General features: G+C 68.4%; 17 protein-coding genes, 2 tRNA genes and 3 pseudogenes. 11 read left to right on the top strand and 11 right to left on the bottom strand.

The features are described 5' to 3' along the window. Positions 1 to 79 precede the first annotated feature (79 nt). The 6 genes from amcA to T398_RS17760 all read left to right on the top strand — a co-directional run bounded on the left by amcA (position 80) and on the right by T398_RS17760 (position 4,345). Positions 80 to 262, top strand: a complete 183-nt coding sequence (amcA, locus tag T398_RS17785; protein WP_496448323.1) for a multiple cyclophane-containing RiPP AmcA — start codon at positions 80 to 82, stop codon at positions 260 to 262. Next, positions 259 to 447 (top strand): hypothetical protein, encoded by a 189-nt coding sequence (locus T398_RS17780; protein WP_496448321.1) that lies wholly within the window; start codon positions 259 to 261, stop codon positions 445 to 447. Before amcA ends, T398_RS17780 begins: the two co-directional genes overlap by 4 nt. Then, entirely contained in the window at positions 444 to 1,457 is a 1,014-nt protein-coding gene (locus T398_RS17775; RefSeq protein ID WP_496448320.1) for a hypothetical protein, read from the top strand. The genes T398_RS17780 and T398_RS17775 overlap by 4 nt, the downstream gene beginning before the upstream one ends. Positions 1,458 to 1,471: 14 nt before the next feature. Next, positions 1,472 to 2,464 carry a nucleotidyl transferase family protein gene (locus tag T398_RS17770; RefSeq protein ID WP_496448318.1) on the top strand — a complete coding sequence of 331 codons (993 nt, stop codon included), beginning with the start codon at positions 1,472 to 1,474 and terminating at the stop codon, positions 2,462 to 2,464. Between the two features lie 227 nt (positions 2,465 to 2,691). After that, positions 2,692 to 3,333 carry a hypothetical protein gene (locus T398_RS17765; protein ID WP_496448316.1) on the top strand — a complete coding sequence of 214 codons (642 nt, stop codon included), beginning with the start codon at positions 2,692 to 2,694 and terminating at the stop codon, positions 3,331 to 3,333. Next, positions 3,326 to 4,345, top strand: coding sequence for an NAD(P)/FAD-dependent oxidoreductase (locus tag T398_RS17760; RefSeq protein WP_496448315.1), 1,020 nt, complete (start codon positions 3,326 to 3,328; stop codon positions 4,343 to 4,345). Before T398_RS17765 ends, T398_RS17760 begins: the two co-directional genes overlap by 8 nt. 15 nt (positions 4,346 to 4,360) lie before the next feature. On the opposite strand, the gene T398_RS17755 is transcribed toward T398_RS17760, so the two are convergent. The 3 genes from T398_RS17755 to T398_RS17745 form a co-directional block, all read right to left on the bottom strand. Continuing rightward, positions 4,361 to 5,380 carry a tryptophan--tRNA ligase gene (locus tag T398_RS17755; protein WP_496448313.1) on the bottom strand — a complete coding sequence of 340 codons (1,020 nt, stop codon included), beginning with the start codon at positions 5,378 to 5,380 and terminating at the stop codon, positions 4,361 to 4,363. A 40-nt stretch (positions 5,381 to 5,420) separates the two neighbouring features. Further along, the gene (locus T398_RS17750; RefSeq protein ID WP_496448312.1) at positions 5,421 to 6,101 is read right to left on the bottom strand and encodes an HAD family hydrolase; all 681 of its coding nucleotides are present in this window, start codon (positions 6,099 to 6,101) and stop codon (positions 5,421 to 5,423) included. Between the two features lie 164 nt (positions 6,102 to 6,265). Next, positions 6,266 to 6,341: transfer RNA gene (locus tag T398_RS17745), tRNA-Lys, on the bottom strand. A 304-nt stretch (positions 6,342 to 6,645) separates the two neighbouring features. On the opposite strand from T398_RS17745, the pseudogene T398_RS17740 reads away from it, so the two are divergent. Continuing rightward, positions 6,646 to 6,786, top strand: a pseudogene (locus T398_RS17740) (L,D-transpeptidase); the annotation flags it as partial. A gap of 185 nt (positions 6,787 to 6,971) precedes the next feature. Here the strand turns inward: T398_RS17740 and T398_RS17735 are convergent. From T398_RS17735 to T398_RS17725, 3 genes are all read right to left on the bottom strand, one after another. Further along, entirely contained in the window at positions 6,972 to 8,354 is a 1,383-nt protein-coding gene (locus T398_RS17735) for a right-handed parallel beta-helix repeat-containing protein (RefSeq protein WP_496448366.1), read from the bottom strand. A 186-nt stretch (positions 8,355 to 8,540) separates the two neighbouring features. After that, a complete protein-coding gene (locus T398_RS17730; protein ID WP_496448310.1) occupies positions 8,541 to 8,798 on the bottom strand; it encodes a hypothetical protein in 258 nt (85 codons plus the stop codon). A gap of 226 nt (positions 8,799 to 9,024) precedes the next feature. Then, the gene (locus T398_RS17725; RefSeq protein ID WP_496448308.1) at positions 9,025 to 9,201 is read right to left on the bottom strand and encodes a hypothetical protein; all 177 of its coding nucleotides are present in this window, start codon (positions 9,199 to 9,201) and stop codon (positions 9,025 to 9,027) included. 63 nt (positions 9,202 to 9,264) lie between these two features. On the opposite strand from T398_RS17725, the pseudogene T398_RS17720 reads away from it, so the two are divergent. The 3 genes and pseudogenes from T398_RS17720 to T398_RS17710 all read left to right on the top strand — a co-directional run. Then, a pseudogene (locus tag T398_RS17720) lies at positions 9,265 to 9,534 on the top strand (helix-turn-helix domain-containing protein); the annotation flags it as partial. Between the two features lie 72 nt (positions 9,535 to 9,606). After that, positions 9,607 to 10,575, top strand: a complete 969-nt coding sequence (locus T398_RS17715) for a hypothetical protein (RefSeq protein WP_496448365.1) — start codon at positions 9,607 to 9,609, stop codon at positions 10,573 to 10,575. A gap of 10 nt (positions 10,576 to 10,585) precedes the next feature. Beyond that, entirely contained in the window at positions 10,586 to 11,179 is a 594-nt protein-coding gene (locus T398_RS17710; RefSeq protein ID WP_496448306.1) for a GNAT family N-acetyltransferase, read from the top strand. A 77-nt stretch (positions 11,180 to 11,256) separates the two neighbouring features. On the opposite strand, the gene T398_RS17705 is transcribed toward T398_RS17710, so the two are convergent. Both T398_RS17705 and orn read right to left on the bottom strand, forming a co-directional pair. Then, a tRNA-His gene (locus tag T398_RS17705) sits at positions 11,257 to 11,332 on the bottom strand. An 88-nt stretch (positions 11,333 to 11,420) separates the two neighbouring features. After that, positions 11,421 to 12,011 carry an oligoribonuclease gene (orn, locus tag T398_RS17700; RefSeq protein WP_496448304.1) on the bottom strand — a complete coding sequence of 197 codons (591 nt, stop codon included), beginning with the start codon at positions 12,009 to 12,011 and terminating at the stop codon, positions 11,421 to 11,423. A gap of 74 nt (positions 12,012 to 12,085) precedes the next feature. Between orn and T398_RS17695 the strand changes: the two genes are divergently transcribed. Then, on the top strand, positions 12,086 to 13,342 hold the full coding sequence (locus T398_RS17695; protein ID WP_496448302.1) for a glycosyltransferase 87 family protein: 1,257 nt from the start codon (positions 12,086 to 12,088) through the stop codon (positions 13,340 to 13,342). 56 nt (positions 13,343 to 13,398) lie between these two features. Here the strand turns inward: T398_RS17695 and T398_RS17690 are convergent. From T398_RS17690 to T398_RS17680, 3 genes and pseudogenes are all read right to left on the bottom strand, one after another. Further along, positions 13,399 to 13,833: pseudogene (locus tag T398_RS17690) on the bottom strand (hypothetical protein); the annotation flags it as partial. Between the two features lie 135 nt (positions 13,834 to 13,968). Then, on the bottom strand, positions 13,969 to 14,709 hold the full coding sequence (locus T398_RS17685) for a YcnI family copper-binding membrane protein (protein WP_496448300.1): 741 nt from the start codon (positions 14,707 to 14,709) through the stop codon (positions 13,969 to 13,971). A gap of 16 nt (positions 14,710 to 14,725) precedes the next feature. Then, a complete protein-coding gene (locus T398_RS17680) occupies positions 14,726 to 16,390 on the bottom strand; it encodes a copper resistance CopC/CopD family protein (protein ID WP_496448363.1) in 1,665 nt (554 codons plus the stop codon). Between the last annotated feature and the right edge of the window lie 237 nt (positions 16,391 to 16,627).

Raw genomic sequence — 16,627 nt, 5'->3', positions numbered from 1 at the left:
CCGACAGCCGGCGTCGCGCGCCCACCAGCCGGCCGCACCAGCCCGAGCACGGTACGGCGCACGTGGGGGCACAGCGGCGATGACTGTCTACATCTCCTGCCATGCCACGGCAACGACCACCAACAACTCCACCAGAGCGGTCCGTTCTGACCCCGTGCTCACGGCCGAGCGACTCGACCTCCCTCGGATCGACCCGCCCCTGTTTAACCACGTCTGGCAGCGACTTTTCGAGCAGACCATGCGGAAGGAAGAGCAGCGATGATGTCTCTGGCCCTTGTCGCCGGCGCCGCCGGGTTCATCGGCTTGCACCTGATCAACGCACTGCCGGGTAGCGGCACCATGCACCTCGCCGCCCGGCCGGGCGTACGGCTGTCACACCGCATGCGCGGCGAATCCCGGCCCGAGCTGTGCGGTGTTCGCCAGAACGGCACGTGGTGGTCGGCGTGAAAGCCCGACAGGTCACCGCCCCGACCGGCCCGTGGTCCCCGGACTTTCTGCACACCCTCCTACGGGACACCTCACCGTCGGCGGATGAGCGTTGGCGACGCTGGTGCGCTGATCTACTCGTCAAGGATCGCCTGGGTCCGGCGGAGTTGTCCGAGTGGTGGGCGGTGATCACCGATTTTGACAAGGTGCTGGGTGGCTACGCCGCGCAGCCTCTGGACGTGCCCGAGGGTTCCGTAGTCGTGGCGGGCAGCGGCAAGGAGCAGTTCAAGACCTTCAACGTCAGCACTGCTGCCGCGATCCTCGCCGCCGCCAGCGGAACGTCTGTGGTCAAAGGGGTCTCCCGATCGGTGTCAGCTGTGTCCGGGGCCGCCGACATCCTGGATGTGCTCGACATCCGTGCCGTCGACCGGCTGGATGCCATTCCCGAGATGCTGGCTCGATTCGGGATCGCCTTCGTCTCGTATCCCCTGTTCTGCCCGCGCTACGCGGCGCGTTACGACGGCGTCTTCGGTGCCTTGAATCCGGCGAGCTTCTTCATGCCGATCGCCACCATCTGCGTACGCGCCAGCGGATACGTGTTGGGCCTGGCGCACCGAGACGTCACCCTCGCCGCAGCAGCCCTCCGGAGGATCAGGCCGGATCTCACCACGGGCGTCGTCGCCTCCACGGAGTTGTCCCCCGGCGAGATGATCGACGAGCACAGCGATATCGGTACCAGAAGGCTGGCGCGGCTCGACAACGGCTTCATCACCTGTGGAATCCAGCAGGGACAAGAGCCGGCCCAATCCTGGCGCCAGGCCGTTGCCCACCGGCCCACTCACCATGGCAATGCCGCACTCGTGGCCTCCGCTCTCACGCCCGGGGACGACACGCCCACCACCGCACTGGTCGAGCTGAACGCTGCCCTCGTCGTGGCGGCGAGCGGGATGGACATCGACGAGGCGGTCAACCTGGTCCGCCACGCCCGCCGGTCCGGACACGCCATGCGCCTGCTGAGCACGCTCTCCTGAAAGAAGGGGCCGCCATGCCCGCCGTATCTATCGACGCCGAATCAACAGCAATCCTGACCGAACGGCTCGGAGCAACCGCTCTCCGTTTTACCCACACCGACGACGCACTGTGGGTCTTGCACCCCGACCGGCGCCAGTCGTTAGCGATCGTGACGGGCTTCGGTCCGACCAATGCACCGACCGCCGGCACCTTGTCGGTCATGCTCGGCGCGATCGAGTTGCAGCGACAACTCGATGTGCCGATGACGGTCGTCATCTCCGACCTCGGGGCATGGAACTCCCGCAACGTCTCATGGTCGGCCCTGGTGCGGGTTCGCGACCAGATGCTCGCGTTCCTTGTCGAACTCGGCCTGGGTCCCCACCAAGCCGAACTACGGTCCCACCTTGAGCACGACAACCTCGTGCGTGCCGGCCGGGTCGCCCGCTATCTGTCCCGGGCTGACTTCCAGGAGCACCGTGAGAGCCTCTTGGAGCTTTACGCCGAGCACGGCTTGCTCGGCAGCGAAACCGGGGTGGTGGTCGACTCGCTGTACACGGTCGCTGACGTACTCGGCCCCTTCGACAACGGCGCCAGCAACGTCCTCATGGTGTCGGGTATGGAGGAGGCGTACTTCACGGACCTGGCCCGCCTGGTGCTACAACGACAAGCGAACGCCGGTGAGCTGGGCCTCGGCTGGAGCGGCCGGATCGGCGGCCTCTACTTCCGGGTCCTCGAAGGGCTTGCCGGTTACCCCAAGATGTCCAAGAGCATCCCCGCGTCGAGCATTAACCTCAACATGACCCGGGCCGAGATCACCGACCGGGTGATGGACGACGAGGAGTCGTCCCAGGCCGCGTTGCTGTCAACGATCGAACTCAGTAGTGGCTGGGACGCCGTGGATGTCGCCCGCACCCGCGAGGCATTCGCAGACCGCGTCCTACGTCCCGACAGTTGGCGCCAGGCTCGCCGAGAGTTCTGCCACTCATTCGGCCAATTCGCGGAGATGTGGCAGCGATGCGCCCGATGAGCCCGGTCCTCGTCCTCCTCGGTGCGTCGGGGCGCCTCGGCCGTGCAGTCCAGCCGCTGGCCGTCGCCGCCGGATTCCACGTCGTTGCGGTCGCGCGGACGCCGCCGGCTGTCCCGACGCCGGGCAGCACTCAGTGGGTTGGCGCAGACTTGACGGTCGTCCGGGACCGCGCCCGAGTTGCCGCCGCCATTACAAACCGGATCGCCTCATCCGGTCCTATCTACCTCGTGGACGTCGTTCTCGACCGTAGCGGGGTAGACGCCATGCACCGCAGCATCCGAGGCGCGACCGAAGGCGTGCTGCAGCTACGAACCGAGTTTCGCGCCGCTGGCCGGGAAACGACGCTCATCGCCGCGAGTACGACCGCTGTGCTCGCTCCCGGGCTGTATCAGACGCCGTACGGGCTCGCGAAGCGCAGGCAGGTCGTCAGGTATGCCCGCTCCGGAGTCGCGGGCGCCGCGCTACTGCTCCCCCAGCTCGGCTCGGGAACGGGCACCGTATCGAAACCTCAACCTATCTGTTCCTTCGAGCAGGCCGCTCACGCATTGGTCAGCACCGTGTCGGCTGCACCGCACCACGGCTTCACGGTGCGCGTACCAGCCCTCGATGTCGAGTCCAGCCATACGGCTGTCAATGGCAGCGCACTCCTGGCCCATCTCCACAGTCTTGTACTCGACCGCGACTCTATGCTCGCCCATCGGGCGGCAGCCCGCGGCCGGCTGGGCTGGACTCCCGCACGGCTGCGGCTTCGCTTCGATCATCACCACGCACCGGTGGAACTGGTACGCCGGTTCGCCAACCGATACCACCTTGTCGTCGTCGATGAGCGGTCCGGCCGGGGCCCTATCCGTGGAGGCAGTCATGAGTGACGACAGTGTCGATGTCCTTGTTATCGGGGCGGGGCTGTGCGGCCTCACCATCGCCGTCACCGCCGCGCGGCAGGGGCTGCGCGTTCGCTGCCTCGACGATGGACGCCCCGGGGCCTCGCGCGCCAACTTCGGTCAGTTGCACTCCGGCGCCGTCTACGCCCCGGTACTCCCCGCACTCAGCGCAGCCTGTTGGGAGCAGCGGGACCGCTGGCACGACCTGGCCAGGCCCGCACGGTGCGGCGAGGCCACCGGGATGGCGCTGTTTCACTCAGCAGATGGCGTGCAGCGCTACCTGGACGGGTGGCAGCAGATCGGTATCGACGCCTCGGAGGTGGACCCGCGAGGCGCGGGAAGGTTCCCGCCGCCGGCAGCCGCCTTTCGCATCCCGGACTACAGCGTCGACCTGTCGGTCCTCAACACACGCCTCGCCGATCTGGCACGGACCAGCGGCGTACCGGATGTCCAGCGGTTCACCGCCGTCCTGCGTCGCGATCCGGATAGCGGCCTCGCCTCGATCGCGTCTCCCGCGCCGCAGTCGCGGATGGTGGTGCTGGCAGCCGGCGCCAGCACACCGACCTTGCTGTCCAACGCCGGAATTCAGCACACCCTGCACAACCGCCGAATCGCCGGGGGCCGACAGCCCGGGCTTGCGGTCGACGGTGTGACCTACTGGCTGGACGGCGATCTGCTCGCGATCAGCCCGGATCGTGGTGGCATCCGTGTGGGCTTGCCCAGCGTGCAGGGTGAATACGGCACAACGGCGGAAGAGCATGCCCGACTACGGGAAGCACTCGATCGACACCGTCTCAAGCAGGCCCGCCAGGACCTCAGCCTGATCTGGGGGACCGTATGCGAGCCAATCAGTCTGCAGACTGACCCATCCAGCCTTGTCGTGGACCTCCGACAGCCTCCAGAAGGATGGACTCCCACCGGGAATCTGCTTGTCGCGCTGCCCGGCAAATGGACCACCGCCTGGCACTGCGCCGACCAGGTGATCGACGCGCTCACCTGACCGGCGGAGCCCAAGCTATCCGATGCCGATGGCGTCTCTCACTCGCTCCAGCAACGGCCTGGTCTGCTTCCGGGCCTTGTCCGCGCCGTGGGCAAGCAGGTCGTCCAGCTCACTACCCTGCGCCATCAACGCCTCGTAGCGCTCCCGAAGCGGCGCGAACTCCGCGACAAGCGCGTCGGCGAGCTGCGCCTTCACCTCTCCCCAGCCCATCCCACCGGCCGACAGCCGCGCCCGTGTCTCGGTGGCCACGTCAGCCGCGCCGAACCGCTCGAGCAGCTTGAAAACGGCAGCCGAGTCAGGGTCCTTCGGTTCCTCCACCGGCACGCTGTCAGTCGGGATACGCCGGATCTGTTTCCGCAGGCTGGGCTCTGGCGCGAACAGCGGGATCGTGTTGCCGTACGACTTGCTCATCTTGCGACCGTCGGTGCCGGGCAGCGTGTGCGCCGACCCCGCATCCGGAATCACCGCAGCGGGGATCTTGAACTTGAACCGGTCCCCGTACACGGCGTTGAAACTGCCCGCGATGTCCGCGGCGTACTCGACATGCTGTAACTGGTCGCGACCGACGGGCACGACATCGGCGTCCATGATGAGGATGTCGATCGCCATCAGCACCGGGTAGTTGAACAGGCCCATGTTCACGCCGGCGTCAAGATCCTCCTTGCCGGCTTCCCGGTTGCGGTCCCGCGACGCCTTGTAGGCGTGCGCCCGGTTCATCAGGCCCTTGCTGGCCATGCACGCCAGGATCCAGTTCAGCTCGAAGATCTCCGGGATGTCCGACTGGCGGTAGAACGTGGTGCGATCCGGGTCGAGCCCGGCCGCCAACCAGGTGGCCGCCACGGAGCGGGTGTAGTGCCGCAACTGATCACGGTCGCGAATCGTCGTCAGTGCGTGATAGTCCGCGATGAAATACAGCGACTCGTAACTGTCGGCCAATCGCAGCGCCGGCAGGATCGCGCCGATGTAGTTGCCCAGATGCGGCTCACCGGTCGGCTTAATGCCGGTCAGCGATACCCTTCGCGCCGTCGAACCCATGGGCATGATATTACCGTGATCAGCAAGTGATCTTCCGTCCTCATTGGCTATCAGGCCATACCGAGATGCTCCTGTTGCCGTTGGCAAGGTCGAGCAGCGACGGCAACTCCGCCATGCTCCTGAAGGCTCGAACAGGCTCCGGCGCGCAGCCGTCAGGCGCGTACCGCAGCACGCGCATTCCCGCGTTACGTGCAGCTGCCACCCCGGACTCGCTGTCCTCGACAACAACGCAGCGGGCCGGTGGGACACCCATCCTGGACGCGGCCAACAGAAACAGGTCGGGAGCCGGTTTGCCACGGGCGACCTCGGCGGCCGTGAAGACCCGGCCCTCGAAGTACGCCGCCAGGCCGCAGCTGCCCAGGGTCAACGCGACCTTCTCGGGCCGCCCGTTCGACGCCACGCAGGCGGGGACACGAAGCTGTTGCAACACCGGCACGATGCCGGACACCGGCGTCACCTGGGCGCGCAGCGCGGCATCAACCGCGACGGTCAACGCGTCGAACCAACCGGGTGGGACAGCACCACCAAGACGATCGGTGATCAACTGGGCCGCCGCCGCCTGATCGAGACCGGCGAACGCGCGAGTGCACTCCTGGTCGGTGATCTGAATACCAAGCTGCCGCATCCGGTCGGCGAGTACCCGGCTGACGATCAGCTCGCTGTCCACCAATACCCCGTCACAGTCGAAGATGACGAGATCGACCCGGCTATGATCGCCCATCGGTGATCGCCTCCCTTCCGGCCGCGTCGCACCAGTCACCGCCGGTCCCAGCATCGCCGGCCCGGTCCAACGGCTACCGAGCACCCACCGAGCGACCAGCCACCACCGCCGTACGCGAAAAGGCCCCGACCGGCACAGAAGTACCAGTTCAGGGCCTTGCTCGTTGGTGCGCCGCCAGGGACTCGAACCCCGAACCCGCGGATTAAGAGTCCGCTGCTCTGCCAGTTGAGCTAGCGGCGCTCGTTGGCAACGGGGAGAACCCTAGCACGCCAGTTCAGCCGGCTTCTAATCCGATCCCCACTCCCTTCTTTCGGTCGAGTTTTCAGGACAGATAGCACCAAAACCACCGGGGCGACCTTGGGCGGGTGAGTGCGAAGGGGGCGCGGTTGCGGCACGATGTGCGCCAGTTGCGCGGCGAAGGCGTGGGAGACAGTTCCGCACGCGAGACGCCGTCCCGGTCTGCGTCGGCCCGCGTTGGTGGCCGGGCTACTCACGGGTGTCCTGACGCTCACCGCCGCCTGCGCCTCCGGGGGACCAACCGACTCTCACCGTCGATGTCAAGGTCGACACAGCACTGATCATGACAGTGGAGAACGAGACAAAGCGGATGGTGGTCACGAAGGACGGCGAGAATGTGCGCACGATCCCGGTGAGCCTCGGCAAGAAGTCCACGCCCTCGTCGAGCGTCAAGGGCAGCGCCTCCCGGCGGAGTCGGGACATCTCCCTCCGCTGGCACCTGAACCGGCCGGCAGGCAGCCCGAGGCCAGGACCCGGCTGCTCCGGCCTGCCCGTCCCTGTCTCGGCCTGCCCGTCCCCGTCTCGGCCTGCCCGTCCCCGTCTCGGCCTGCCCGTCCCCGTCTCGGCCTGAGGTCAGCCTGAGCAGCCGGGGACGTTGACGCAGTTGTTGGGTCGGTTCTTGACCACGATGGTGCCGGTGGCGGTGTTCAACTCGACCGTACCGTCGTTGAAGATGCCCCCACCGTCGGTGACGGCGATGTTCTTGACGACCTTGGTCCCGTCGAGGGTGAGCGTGCCGGTGCCGGTATTGAAGATCCCGCCACCCAGAAGAGCGTGGTTTTCGGTGATCTTCGTGCGCCGCGCCACCGTCTGGCCCCCGTTGAAGACTCCGCCAGCGATGTTGGCCGTGGAGACGTTCTTCTCGACGAGGCTGTCCGCGACTACAGCGGTACTGCCGCTGACCACGCCCCCTTGGACGAACAAACCGCCGACGATGGCGGCCGTATTCTGCGCGAGCCGGACGTTCTGCAGCGTCAGCTCGCCGTTGCCGGTGACCGCGGCGCCGCCGACGATGCTGGCGGTGTTCCCGGCGATCCGGGTACCGACAACCGTGCTGACCCCGCCCTGGACGAACAGCCCGCCGACCACGGAAGTTCCGTGATTTCCAGAAATGCTTCCCGCTCGGATCGTGACGCCCGGGGCGAAGATCCCACCGGCGATAAGTGCCGAGTTGTCGTCGACCTGCGACTTAACGATCTCCAACCGGCCGGTACTTTCGATGCCGCCGCCGAGTTGGTTGGCGGTGTTACGGCTGACGTGGGAGCGGGTGACGGCGGTGACTCCCGCGTTGCGGATACCGCCGCCGTTGCCGACGGTGAGGTTGCGGGTGACGGTGCTGTCGTTGGCGGCTAGGGTTCCGCCGGCGTTGACGAGGAGTCCCCCTCCCCCCGCGCCGTTGGTGTGGCCGCCGGTGATGGTCAGATGGTTGAGGGTGAGGTCGCCGCCAGCATTGACGGTGAGGATGCGGAACTGGTCGGCGGCGGCGGCGCGTTCGATGGTGGTGTTCTTGCCGCCGTTGAGGGTGATCGGGGTGGTGATGGCGGGCAGCCCGCTGCCGTCGAGGTCGGCGGTGAGCAGGTAGGTGCAGTCTCGTGCCAGGTCAAGCACGGCACCGCCGCGGGCGTTCGCCTGCGTGATCTCGACGATCAGCCGGTCTGCGTGACAGGGGACCGGCTTGCCCTCGCCCCGGTCGTTCTTGCCGTCCTGGCCCGCACCATCTCCGTCCGCGCGCAACTCCCAGCCCGGGGGCCGGTCGTTGGCGGATCTGCTGGACCGGTCGGTGGTGGGTCTGCTGGGCTGGTCGTCGCCGGGCATGGCGACCGGTGTGCCGGCAGCGGTGAGGGCCAGGCCGGTCATCCCGGCCACCCCGATTGCCCACCACCGTCGCCGTGGCCGCGGCCGGCTCTCCCCCGGGTCGTCCAGTTCGGGTCCGTGGGTGTGCTCCTGCTGGTTCATCGCGGCGTCGGCGTCCTTCCCCGTGAGCGGCAAGGAGGCACCAGCCCACGCGGACGGCTGGGTTGGTGTTCCTCGGCTACCGAGCCGGCCGGTAGCCGCCACCCGCAACGCTAAGCCGGCATAAGTCACCCGAGGCCAGGAACACGAAAAAGAGTCCACAAACCGTACAAATCGCGCCCGGGTCGGCTACCGGTACAGCACGATCCCGTCGCGTCTGACGTACAACTGGCGACGGCGTACCGCAGTACCCGCGTCGTTCAGCTCGTAGCCCTCCAGCCACAGCCAGCCGTCGTAGGTCGGCCGATCAAGGACCCGGATCACCCGAACCGTGATCGGGCGAATGAACTGCGGAGCGGCACGGCGGTCGAGGCGGATCGCGTCCCCCGGCCGCGGCCCGCGGACGGGCGCCACCGACCTGGCCGCGGTCTGGCCGCTGGCCGGCATCAGGGCCGGCTCCCCGTGCGCCCCGGAGGTGCCCAACTGCCCTGACCGACCGAGGTCAGGTAGTCGTAGGCGGTATCGGTAGGTGGGCACGGCCACCCGCAACCGCAGACCGGGCACCGGTCCACCCGTGGCCAATGCTCGGTGATGATCCGCCGGGCGGACACGATCATCCGGTTGCGTAGCTGGACCGCCGACAGGCTCGGGCGGGGCCGGGACTGGGTGGTCGTCACCGCTGGCAGGCCCGCTGCCGGGCCAGCCGGGTCAGCAACGGCCGGCTATCAAAGATCACCGTCGACTGGTCACACAGTGGGCGGTACGCGCCGGCTCGCGCCGCGTATCGGGTAGCGGGGCCGACCGCGTCCAACTGGGCAGGACGGCGGCGACGGCGAAACAACCGGATCATGCGCGTGCTCCCTGTCGTCAGATGAGTTGCCCATACCGGATTTGATTCCCGGTAGAGCGATCCATGGACAGACAAAGATTCACCGTTAGGCTGCGGGTAGCGGTAGGCGTGCGTTGTGTGCACACAGATTGCCCACACTTCCAGGCAGGAGACGAGATGGCCTTGTTTGGGCAGGTTCTTCGGCGATACCGCCAGCAGCGACAGCTGTCTCTCCGCAGCCTGCAAAATAAGATCCAGTTCGACTACAGTTACATTTCCCAGGTCGAGCGGGGCACCCGTCGCCCCACACTCCAGTTTGCGCAGGCGTGCGAGGATGCCTTGGACACCGGTGGAATTCTGGTAGACACCTACCGACAGGATCAGGCGGGCGATGCCGCTATGCGTAGACGGTCCCTGCTCCAGGCTATGGGCGCACTCGCCGCTACTCCTGTGGCGGGAAGTCTTGTTGAGTTGGAAGCGCTGCGGCACGGCCTAGCCGCTGCCGCCGGGTCCAGCGAGTGGGAACAGGTGGTAGCCGACTACGGTCACGACTTCTACACCGTTCCCCCTACCCAGATGATTGAGCGGTTGCGCGGGGATCTGACTGTGCTGCAACACCAGCTCGCCGCCACCCCGGCCGATCGGTCATTGCTCCGCGTAGCCGGCAGCCTGTCGGTGATCATGGCAATGGCCGTCTCCGCGTTGGGGCAGAACGCGATGGCTCGACGGTGGTGGCGCACCGCCCGCGCCCACGCCGACAATTCCGGCTGCACAGCCACGCGAGTATGGGTACGGGACTGGGAGGTCGTGAACGGCACCTACGAACGCCGGCCCACCACCGAGATCCTCGATCGCGCGGAAGAGGCCACCGCTATCGCGGGCGACCGGGCGTGTGTCGGGCATGCGGGCGTGCTGGCCGGGCAAGCGCAAGCGCTTGCGGTGGCTGGGCAACCGGAGGCAGCGCTGAGTGCGCTGGAAGCCACGGCTACCATGACCGACCGGATGACCAGCGAGGCGACGCGCGATACGGCCAGCATGTTCGGGTGGCCGGAGGTCAGACTGCGGCACACCGAGTCGTACGTGTACACGCAACTCGGTTACACCACGAAGGCGCTGGCCGCGCAGGATCGGGCCCTGGAGTTGTACTCCGCCGACCTGAACCGGGAACGTGCGCAGATGCTGATGCACCGGGCGTCGTGCCTGGTCCAGGACGGGCACGTCGGCGACGGCCTCAGGTGCGCAGCCGATGTTCTCGACGCGCTACCGCAGTCTGATCACAACGCACTGCTGTACCAAGTGGCTACGTCGGTCGTCGCTCAGATACCCGAACGGGAACTACACCGGGTGGAGGCGGTTGAGCTGCGGCTACGGCTCGCCGAACTGCCATCGGGCTAGGCTGTCGCACGTGGACGGATTGACGTACACGATCACCGACGCGGCTGCCGCCCGTCAGCTCACCGAGGACGTGCGGGACCTGTACGCCGCCGTTTATGCCGAGGCCCCGTACCACGAGGGGCCGGAGCATGTTCGGCAGTTCCGTCGCTGGTGGTCGGATCACCTCCGGCGACCTGGCTTCGCCTTCGCCTACGCTACCGACGCCAGCCGGCTGGTAGGGGTTAGCTACGGCTACACCATGCCCGGCGGCGATTGGATCGAGCCGAACGCGGACGAGCCACCCGCGCTCCTGCGGGCCGCGGAGAAGCTGCTCGTGCCGGAATGGATGGTGGCGGGAGCCTACCGCGGGTCCGGGGTAGGCCGACGACTGCTGTCGATGCTGCTCGACGGGCGATCCGAACCATACGCGGTGCTGGCCGCGAACCCGCACGCGCCGGCGCGCCGGTTGTACGAACGGATGGGCTGGCGACAGTACGGGCAGATCAGACCCAGATCGATCCCGGACATGGACGTCCTGGTGCTGCGGTTACCGGGCGCACCGCCGCGCCCCCCAACGACGCCGCGGGCGCCGACGGACCCGCCGGCGCCAACGGACCCGCCCTAGACCCCGACGCCACCCCTACAACGACTCAGGCCCCCTCCGCGGAGGGGGCCTGAGCTGCGGTGGAGTGGATCCACCTCTGGGGTGACTGATGGGAATTGAACCCACGACAACCGGGACCACAACCCGGTGCTCTGCCAACTGAGCTACAGCCACCATCCGCCGCACCAGACAACGCCCTGGCGGCGCGACCAATGATAGCCGCAACCGGCACCGCCGCGTCCAGTGGGTTCGACGCTACGGGCTACAGCTTCGCGGCGATCGCCTTGGCGCTCTCCACGTCCGGCCCCGGCAGCGGCACGAAGAGCGTCCGTCGGTAGTACTCGAGCTCCCGGATGCTTTCCCGCACATCGGCCAGTGCCCGGTGCGCCAGGCCCTTCTTCGGCTGGCTGAAGTACACCCGGGGATACCAGCGTCGGCAGAGCTCCTTGATCGAGGAGACGTCGATCATCCGGTAGTGCAGGTGGTTGTCCAGCCGGGGCATGTCCCGGGCGAGGAATCCCCGGTCGGTGGCGATCGAGTTGCCACAGAGCGGGGCGGTACGCGGGTCCTTCACGTGACTGGTGATGTAGTCGAGGACCAGCTCCTCCGCCTCGGCGAGCCCGATCGTGGAGCGGCGGACCTCCTCGGTGAGCCCGGACTTGGCGTGCATGGTCGCCACGATCTCGGGCATTTTGTCCAGCGCCGCCTCGTCGGTGTGGATCACCACGTCGACACCCGCACCGAGTACGTTGAGATCTGGGTCGGTGACGAGCGCGGCTACTTCGATCAGCTTGTCGCCGCCGAGGTCCAGGCCGGTCATTTCACAGTCGATCCAGACGAGTAGATCTGCCACCGGCCCAGCCTACGCGCAGCCCAGCGGCCCGCGCGCCGCGCGTCTGTCGGTGCTGCGACGGTTAGGGTTCTCTCGTGCCAGCCGAACCCGTCTCTCCTCCCGTCGTGGTTCAGGACGACACCAGCGGGCGGACGGCGCGTCGGATCGTCGCTGTGTTGGCAATCGCCGCGATGCTGCCCGCGCTCTACCAGAAGGGATGGCACGACTTCTTCGACCTGAAGATCTACATGGCGACGATGGACTGGTGGGCCACGGGGGAACCGCTCTACGACTACGCCCAGCCGGACCAGTTGCAGGGCGAGCTGCGCTTCACCTACCCCCCGTTCGGTGCGCTGTTGCTGTCGCCGTTCGCGCTGCTCCAGCTGGGCGTAGCCGCGATGATCTTCACGGTGTTGACCGTGCTGGCGGTGGTGGTGACCACCCGGTGGCTGGTTGACCCGGTGGTCGCCCGACACCACCTGCCGCGGATCTTCACCCTCGCCGTGGCGGCGCTGCTCGTACTCGCCGTGGAGAGCACCCGCGAGACCATCTCCTTCGGGCAGATCAACATGCTGCTGGTGGTGCTGATCCTGGCGGACCTGCTGTTCGCCGTACCGCAAAACCGGCGCTGGGCCGGCGTTGGTGTGGGGCTGGCGACGGCGCTCAAGTTGTACCCGGGCATCTTCATCGTCTATCTGCTGGCCGGCCGGCAGTGGCGGGCGGCAGCGGTGGCGAGCGCGACGGCGGCGGGCGCGACACTACTCGCCGGGGCGCTCCTGCCGCTCGAATCGTGGCGCTACTGGACGCACGAGCTGTGGGCAACCGACCGGGTGGGCCGCACCGACTACACCGGCAACCAGTCGCTGCTCGGTCTGATCCACCGCCTTACGGTGCCACAAGAACCCGACCAGCTTCTGTGGCTCGCCCTGGTCGCGGTGGTCGCCGGGTACGGGCTGTGGCGGGCGGCCCGGGCGGCCCGCGCCGGCGACGCGTTGGCCGGCCTCACCCTCACCGGCCTGGTTGGTGCGCTGATCAGCCCGATCACCTGGCCCCATCACATCTACTGGTTCGTGCCGGCCGTCGTGGTGCTGGTGGACGCGGCGCTCGCCGCGAGGACGGGCGGCCGGCGCTGCTGGCTCTGGCTGCTCGCCGTCGGCGTCGCCGTAATCACCGTCTACGGCGTGGTGACTTTTCAGGATTGGGGCACCGCCCCGGTGCCAACCGACACGGTCACGGACTTCGTGGAGCGCAATGTCTACGTGCTGCTGGGGCTGGCGCTGCTGGCAGCCCTACCGATCCGCAGCAGAGCGATTCAACCGGACACTCTTCACGAGATGCCCACAGGGCGCTAATCTGACTTCAGGGAAAGTAAGTGACGTTTCAGTAGCACCGATCCCCCGGTGCGGGACGGCCCTCCGTGTCGGCAGCACGGAGGGCCGTCCTCGGGTTCCCCCCCCGCTACCGACACGAGTTGCCGGGCCGGCCGGACGAGTTGGCTTCCGACTCGCGCGCCGACAGGATGATCTCCCGCTCGGGCAGCGGGTGCACCGAGCCCGCTGAGCGAGGTCACCCCCAGCCGGCCGGCCAGCAGCGGCACCTGGTCCGGCTCGACCACGAAAACCACCTCCCGGGGCCGAACCGGTCGCAGCAGCAGCGCCAGGGCCCCCGACACCAGCAGCATCCCGCCAGCCAGCAGACCAGCGGTAACCGGTGCTACCCAGCTCTCCCGCAGCTCGGCACGGAGGTCCAGAGTCAGGTCAGCGCCGAGTGCGGCCCCACCGAGCAGCACCGGAATCCCGGTGACCAACAACAACACCCCGGTGATCATCCGCACGAAACGCACCGACTCAACCCCTCTCCGTAGCCGAACACCCGGCTGACCTTACCGACCTCAAGCGACGGATCAGGGGATATCCACAGCCATCGCCGCGGAAAGCGCCGGCCGGCGGAAGCGGGTCAGGCCTTCGGCGGAAGCGGGTCAGGCCTTCGGCGCCGGCTCGCGCCGGGACCGGGTGAAGGCCAGCCCACCCAGCACCAGACCGCCCAAGCCGGCGACCAGGCCGGCGATACCGAGACCGACGGCCAGCCCGTCCCCCGCCGCCGCGTCATCCGCCGCCGCGTCATCCGCCGCGGGCGGCGTCCCGTCCTGGTCTGCCGCCGCATCGGCGTCCTCGGCGCCGGCCAACTCCAGCACCGGGGCCGGCGCCGCCGGCTCCACGCCGTCGGCGGTCGGCTCGTCGATCCACCGCACGACCGCGCCATCCGAGTACGTCTGCAGCGCCTTGAAGACCATCGTGTCAACCGTGGGCAGCGGCCCCACCGAGACCGGGAACTCCTGGAACGTGCCCGGCCCGATCCCGGCCTCGGGCTGCGCCGTCCAGGTGATCTTCGCTACCGCCTCGGTGAGCTGGCTGCCGTGTACCTCCACCGGCGCCTCGAGCGTGCGCTTCTCCACCTCCGCCGTCCAGCCCGGGACCAGCATCGTCGAGACCGATCCGAGCGGGGCGTCCTCCGGCAGGAAGATCTCCACCTTCGTGGTGGACTCGGTGTCACTCTCGTTCGGCACCCGGAAGGCGAACCGGCCGTACCCGCCCTGGGTCGCCTCCTTCGGGTCGACCGTGATGTGCGCCGAGGCGGCCCCGGCGGAGCCGAACACGGCAGCGGTGACCGCGCCGAGCGCGAGGAGGGCGGTGGCGGAGGTGCGCCGGAGACGGATCATGAAGTGGAACCCTTTCCTATTTGACGGCCACGGTGGTCGCCACCGTGGCCTGGTCGATCTCAGACGTGCGGACGGTCACCCGCAGCTGCCAATCCCCGGACGCGGGCAGGTTGATCTCGCCGGTCGCATGGTTGTCGGTCAGTGGCAGCAACGGCACCTCGATCGGTTCGATTCCCGCCGCCGGCAGCGCGACGGTGGCCCGCCACTCCGCCACCGGCTGGGGTCGGTTGTCCGGGGTGTAGGCGTAGAAGTGGACCGAGTTGTTGCCACGCCTGGCCGGGTCCACCTCAACCTGCAGCGAGTACAACGAACTGGTCAGGGTCGTCGAGAAGTAGCCGCCGTTGGACTGGGCGGTGTCCGCGACCGCGGTCCGTGCCGGGGTGGTCTGGACCAGCACCGCCGCCAGCCCGAGCAGCACGGCGGTGATCGCCAGCTCCACCATGATCGCCCGTCGCACCGGCGCGGGCCGCCCGGCCGCCGTACGCCGACGCACCAGGGTCCGGGAGTACGCGGCCACCGCGAGCACCAGAACGAAGAGCCCGACCTTGCCAAGCAGCAGCCGACCGTACGGGGTGTCGACGAGAGCCGCGAAGGAGGCGACCTCGATCAGCGCCTGTACGACCCCGGCGACGAGCAGCGCGGAGACGGAGAGCGTCGCCCAGCGGGACCAGATCGGCAGGATCGCGGCTAACTCTCCCGCGTCGGCTCGGCGCAGCAGGAAGCCGACGAGCATCACCAGCCCGCCGAGCCAGACCGCCATCCCGCCCAGGTGCACCGCGTCGAGCACGACCGAGACCACCGGGGCCGGGGAGACCGCCGGATGACCGGACACGGGCCAGGTCAGCAGGGCCGCGCCGCCGAGTACGCCCAGGATCACCAGATCGGTCCGGCCGACCGGGCCGGCCAGCACCGGCCGGAGCACGAACGCCGCCGCCGCGAGCAGGCCCAGCCGGACCAGATGCGCCGCGCCGAAGGCGCTACCCAGCACCGTGCCCAGGCCCGCACCGGTGACGTCGAGGACGCCGCCGCCGTTGGTGTAGGGAATCTGGAGCCAGCCCGTCGCCAGGGTGGCGAACGCCAGCAGGCCCAGGCCGGTCCACGCCAGCCGGGCCGGACCGCGACGGGGCAGCCGGCGGGGCCAGAGCAGGGCGAGGACCAGCACCGGGCCGACCAGGAGCAGCAGGCCGAGGTAGCCGAGATACTTACCGACCTTGATTCCCGCACTCACCACCGGGTCGGCGCGGCTGTCGCTGCCGGTGTCGACCGGAGGTGTCGACGGGGCACCGACGGAGTAGGTGAACGCACCGGAGACCGGGTGACTGTCGGCCGAGATCACCCGAAAACTGACCAGGTGGGTGCCGCGACCGGAGTTCGGGTCGACCGGGATCACGACGACCGCGCCGTCGAAGCTGGGCTCACCCCGATCAGCCCGCGACCCGTCCGGGGCGATCACCCGGGTCTTGCCGGGCACCTTGCGGACCGACTCACTGAAGGTGAGGACCACCTCGGTGGGTGCGTCCGGCACCACCGCCGACGAGGCCGGGCTGCTGCTCACCAGCACCGCGTGGGCGCTGGCCGGGCCGGCCGGGGCGAGCAGCAGGGCAACGAGGGTGATCAGGAGGCCACCAACGGCGGTGAGCCGGGCGCTCCAGCGGCGGAGGACGACAGTCATGCCGGTCATGCTCACCCAGAACGCTCCCTGATGCCCAACCGGACCCGGGCCGGCGGGGTCCCCGGACCGGGCCGCGCCTCCCAGCCCGTGCATGGGTGGTCGGATCTCGCCGGCGAAAAGTTCCCGACGTGGCAGAACCATCTAGGGGCGAAGGTCCCTACCGCCACATCTAGCTCCGCGTAGCCTGGATTGTCATGATCCCGGCCCCGCGCGACACCGCACCCGCTGCCCCCGCCGGCGGCCTGA

Source organism: Salinispora goodfellowii, from assembly GCF_059570675.1.
Note: the sequence above shows the minus strand (reverse complement) of the source record. Positions and strands in the feature narration are given on the sequence as shown.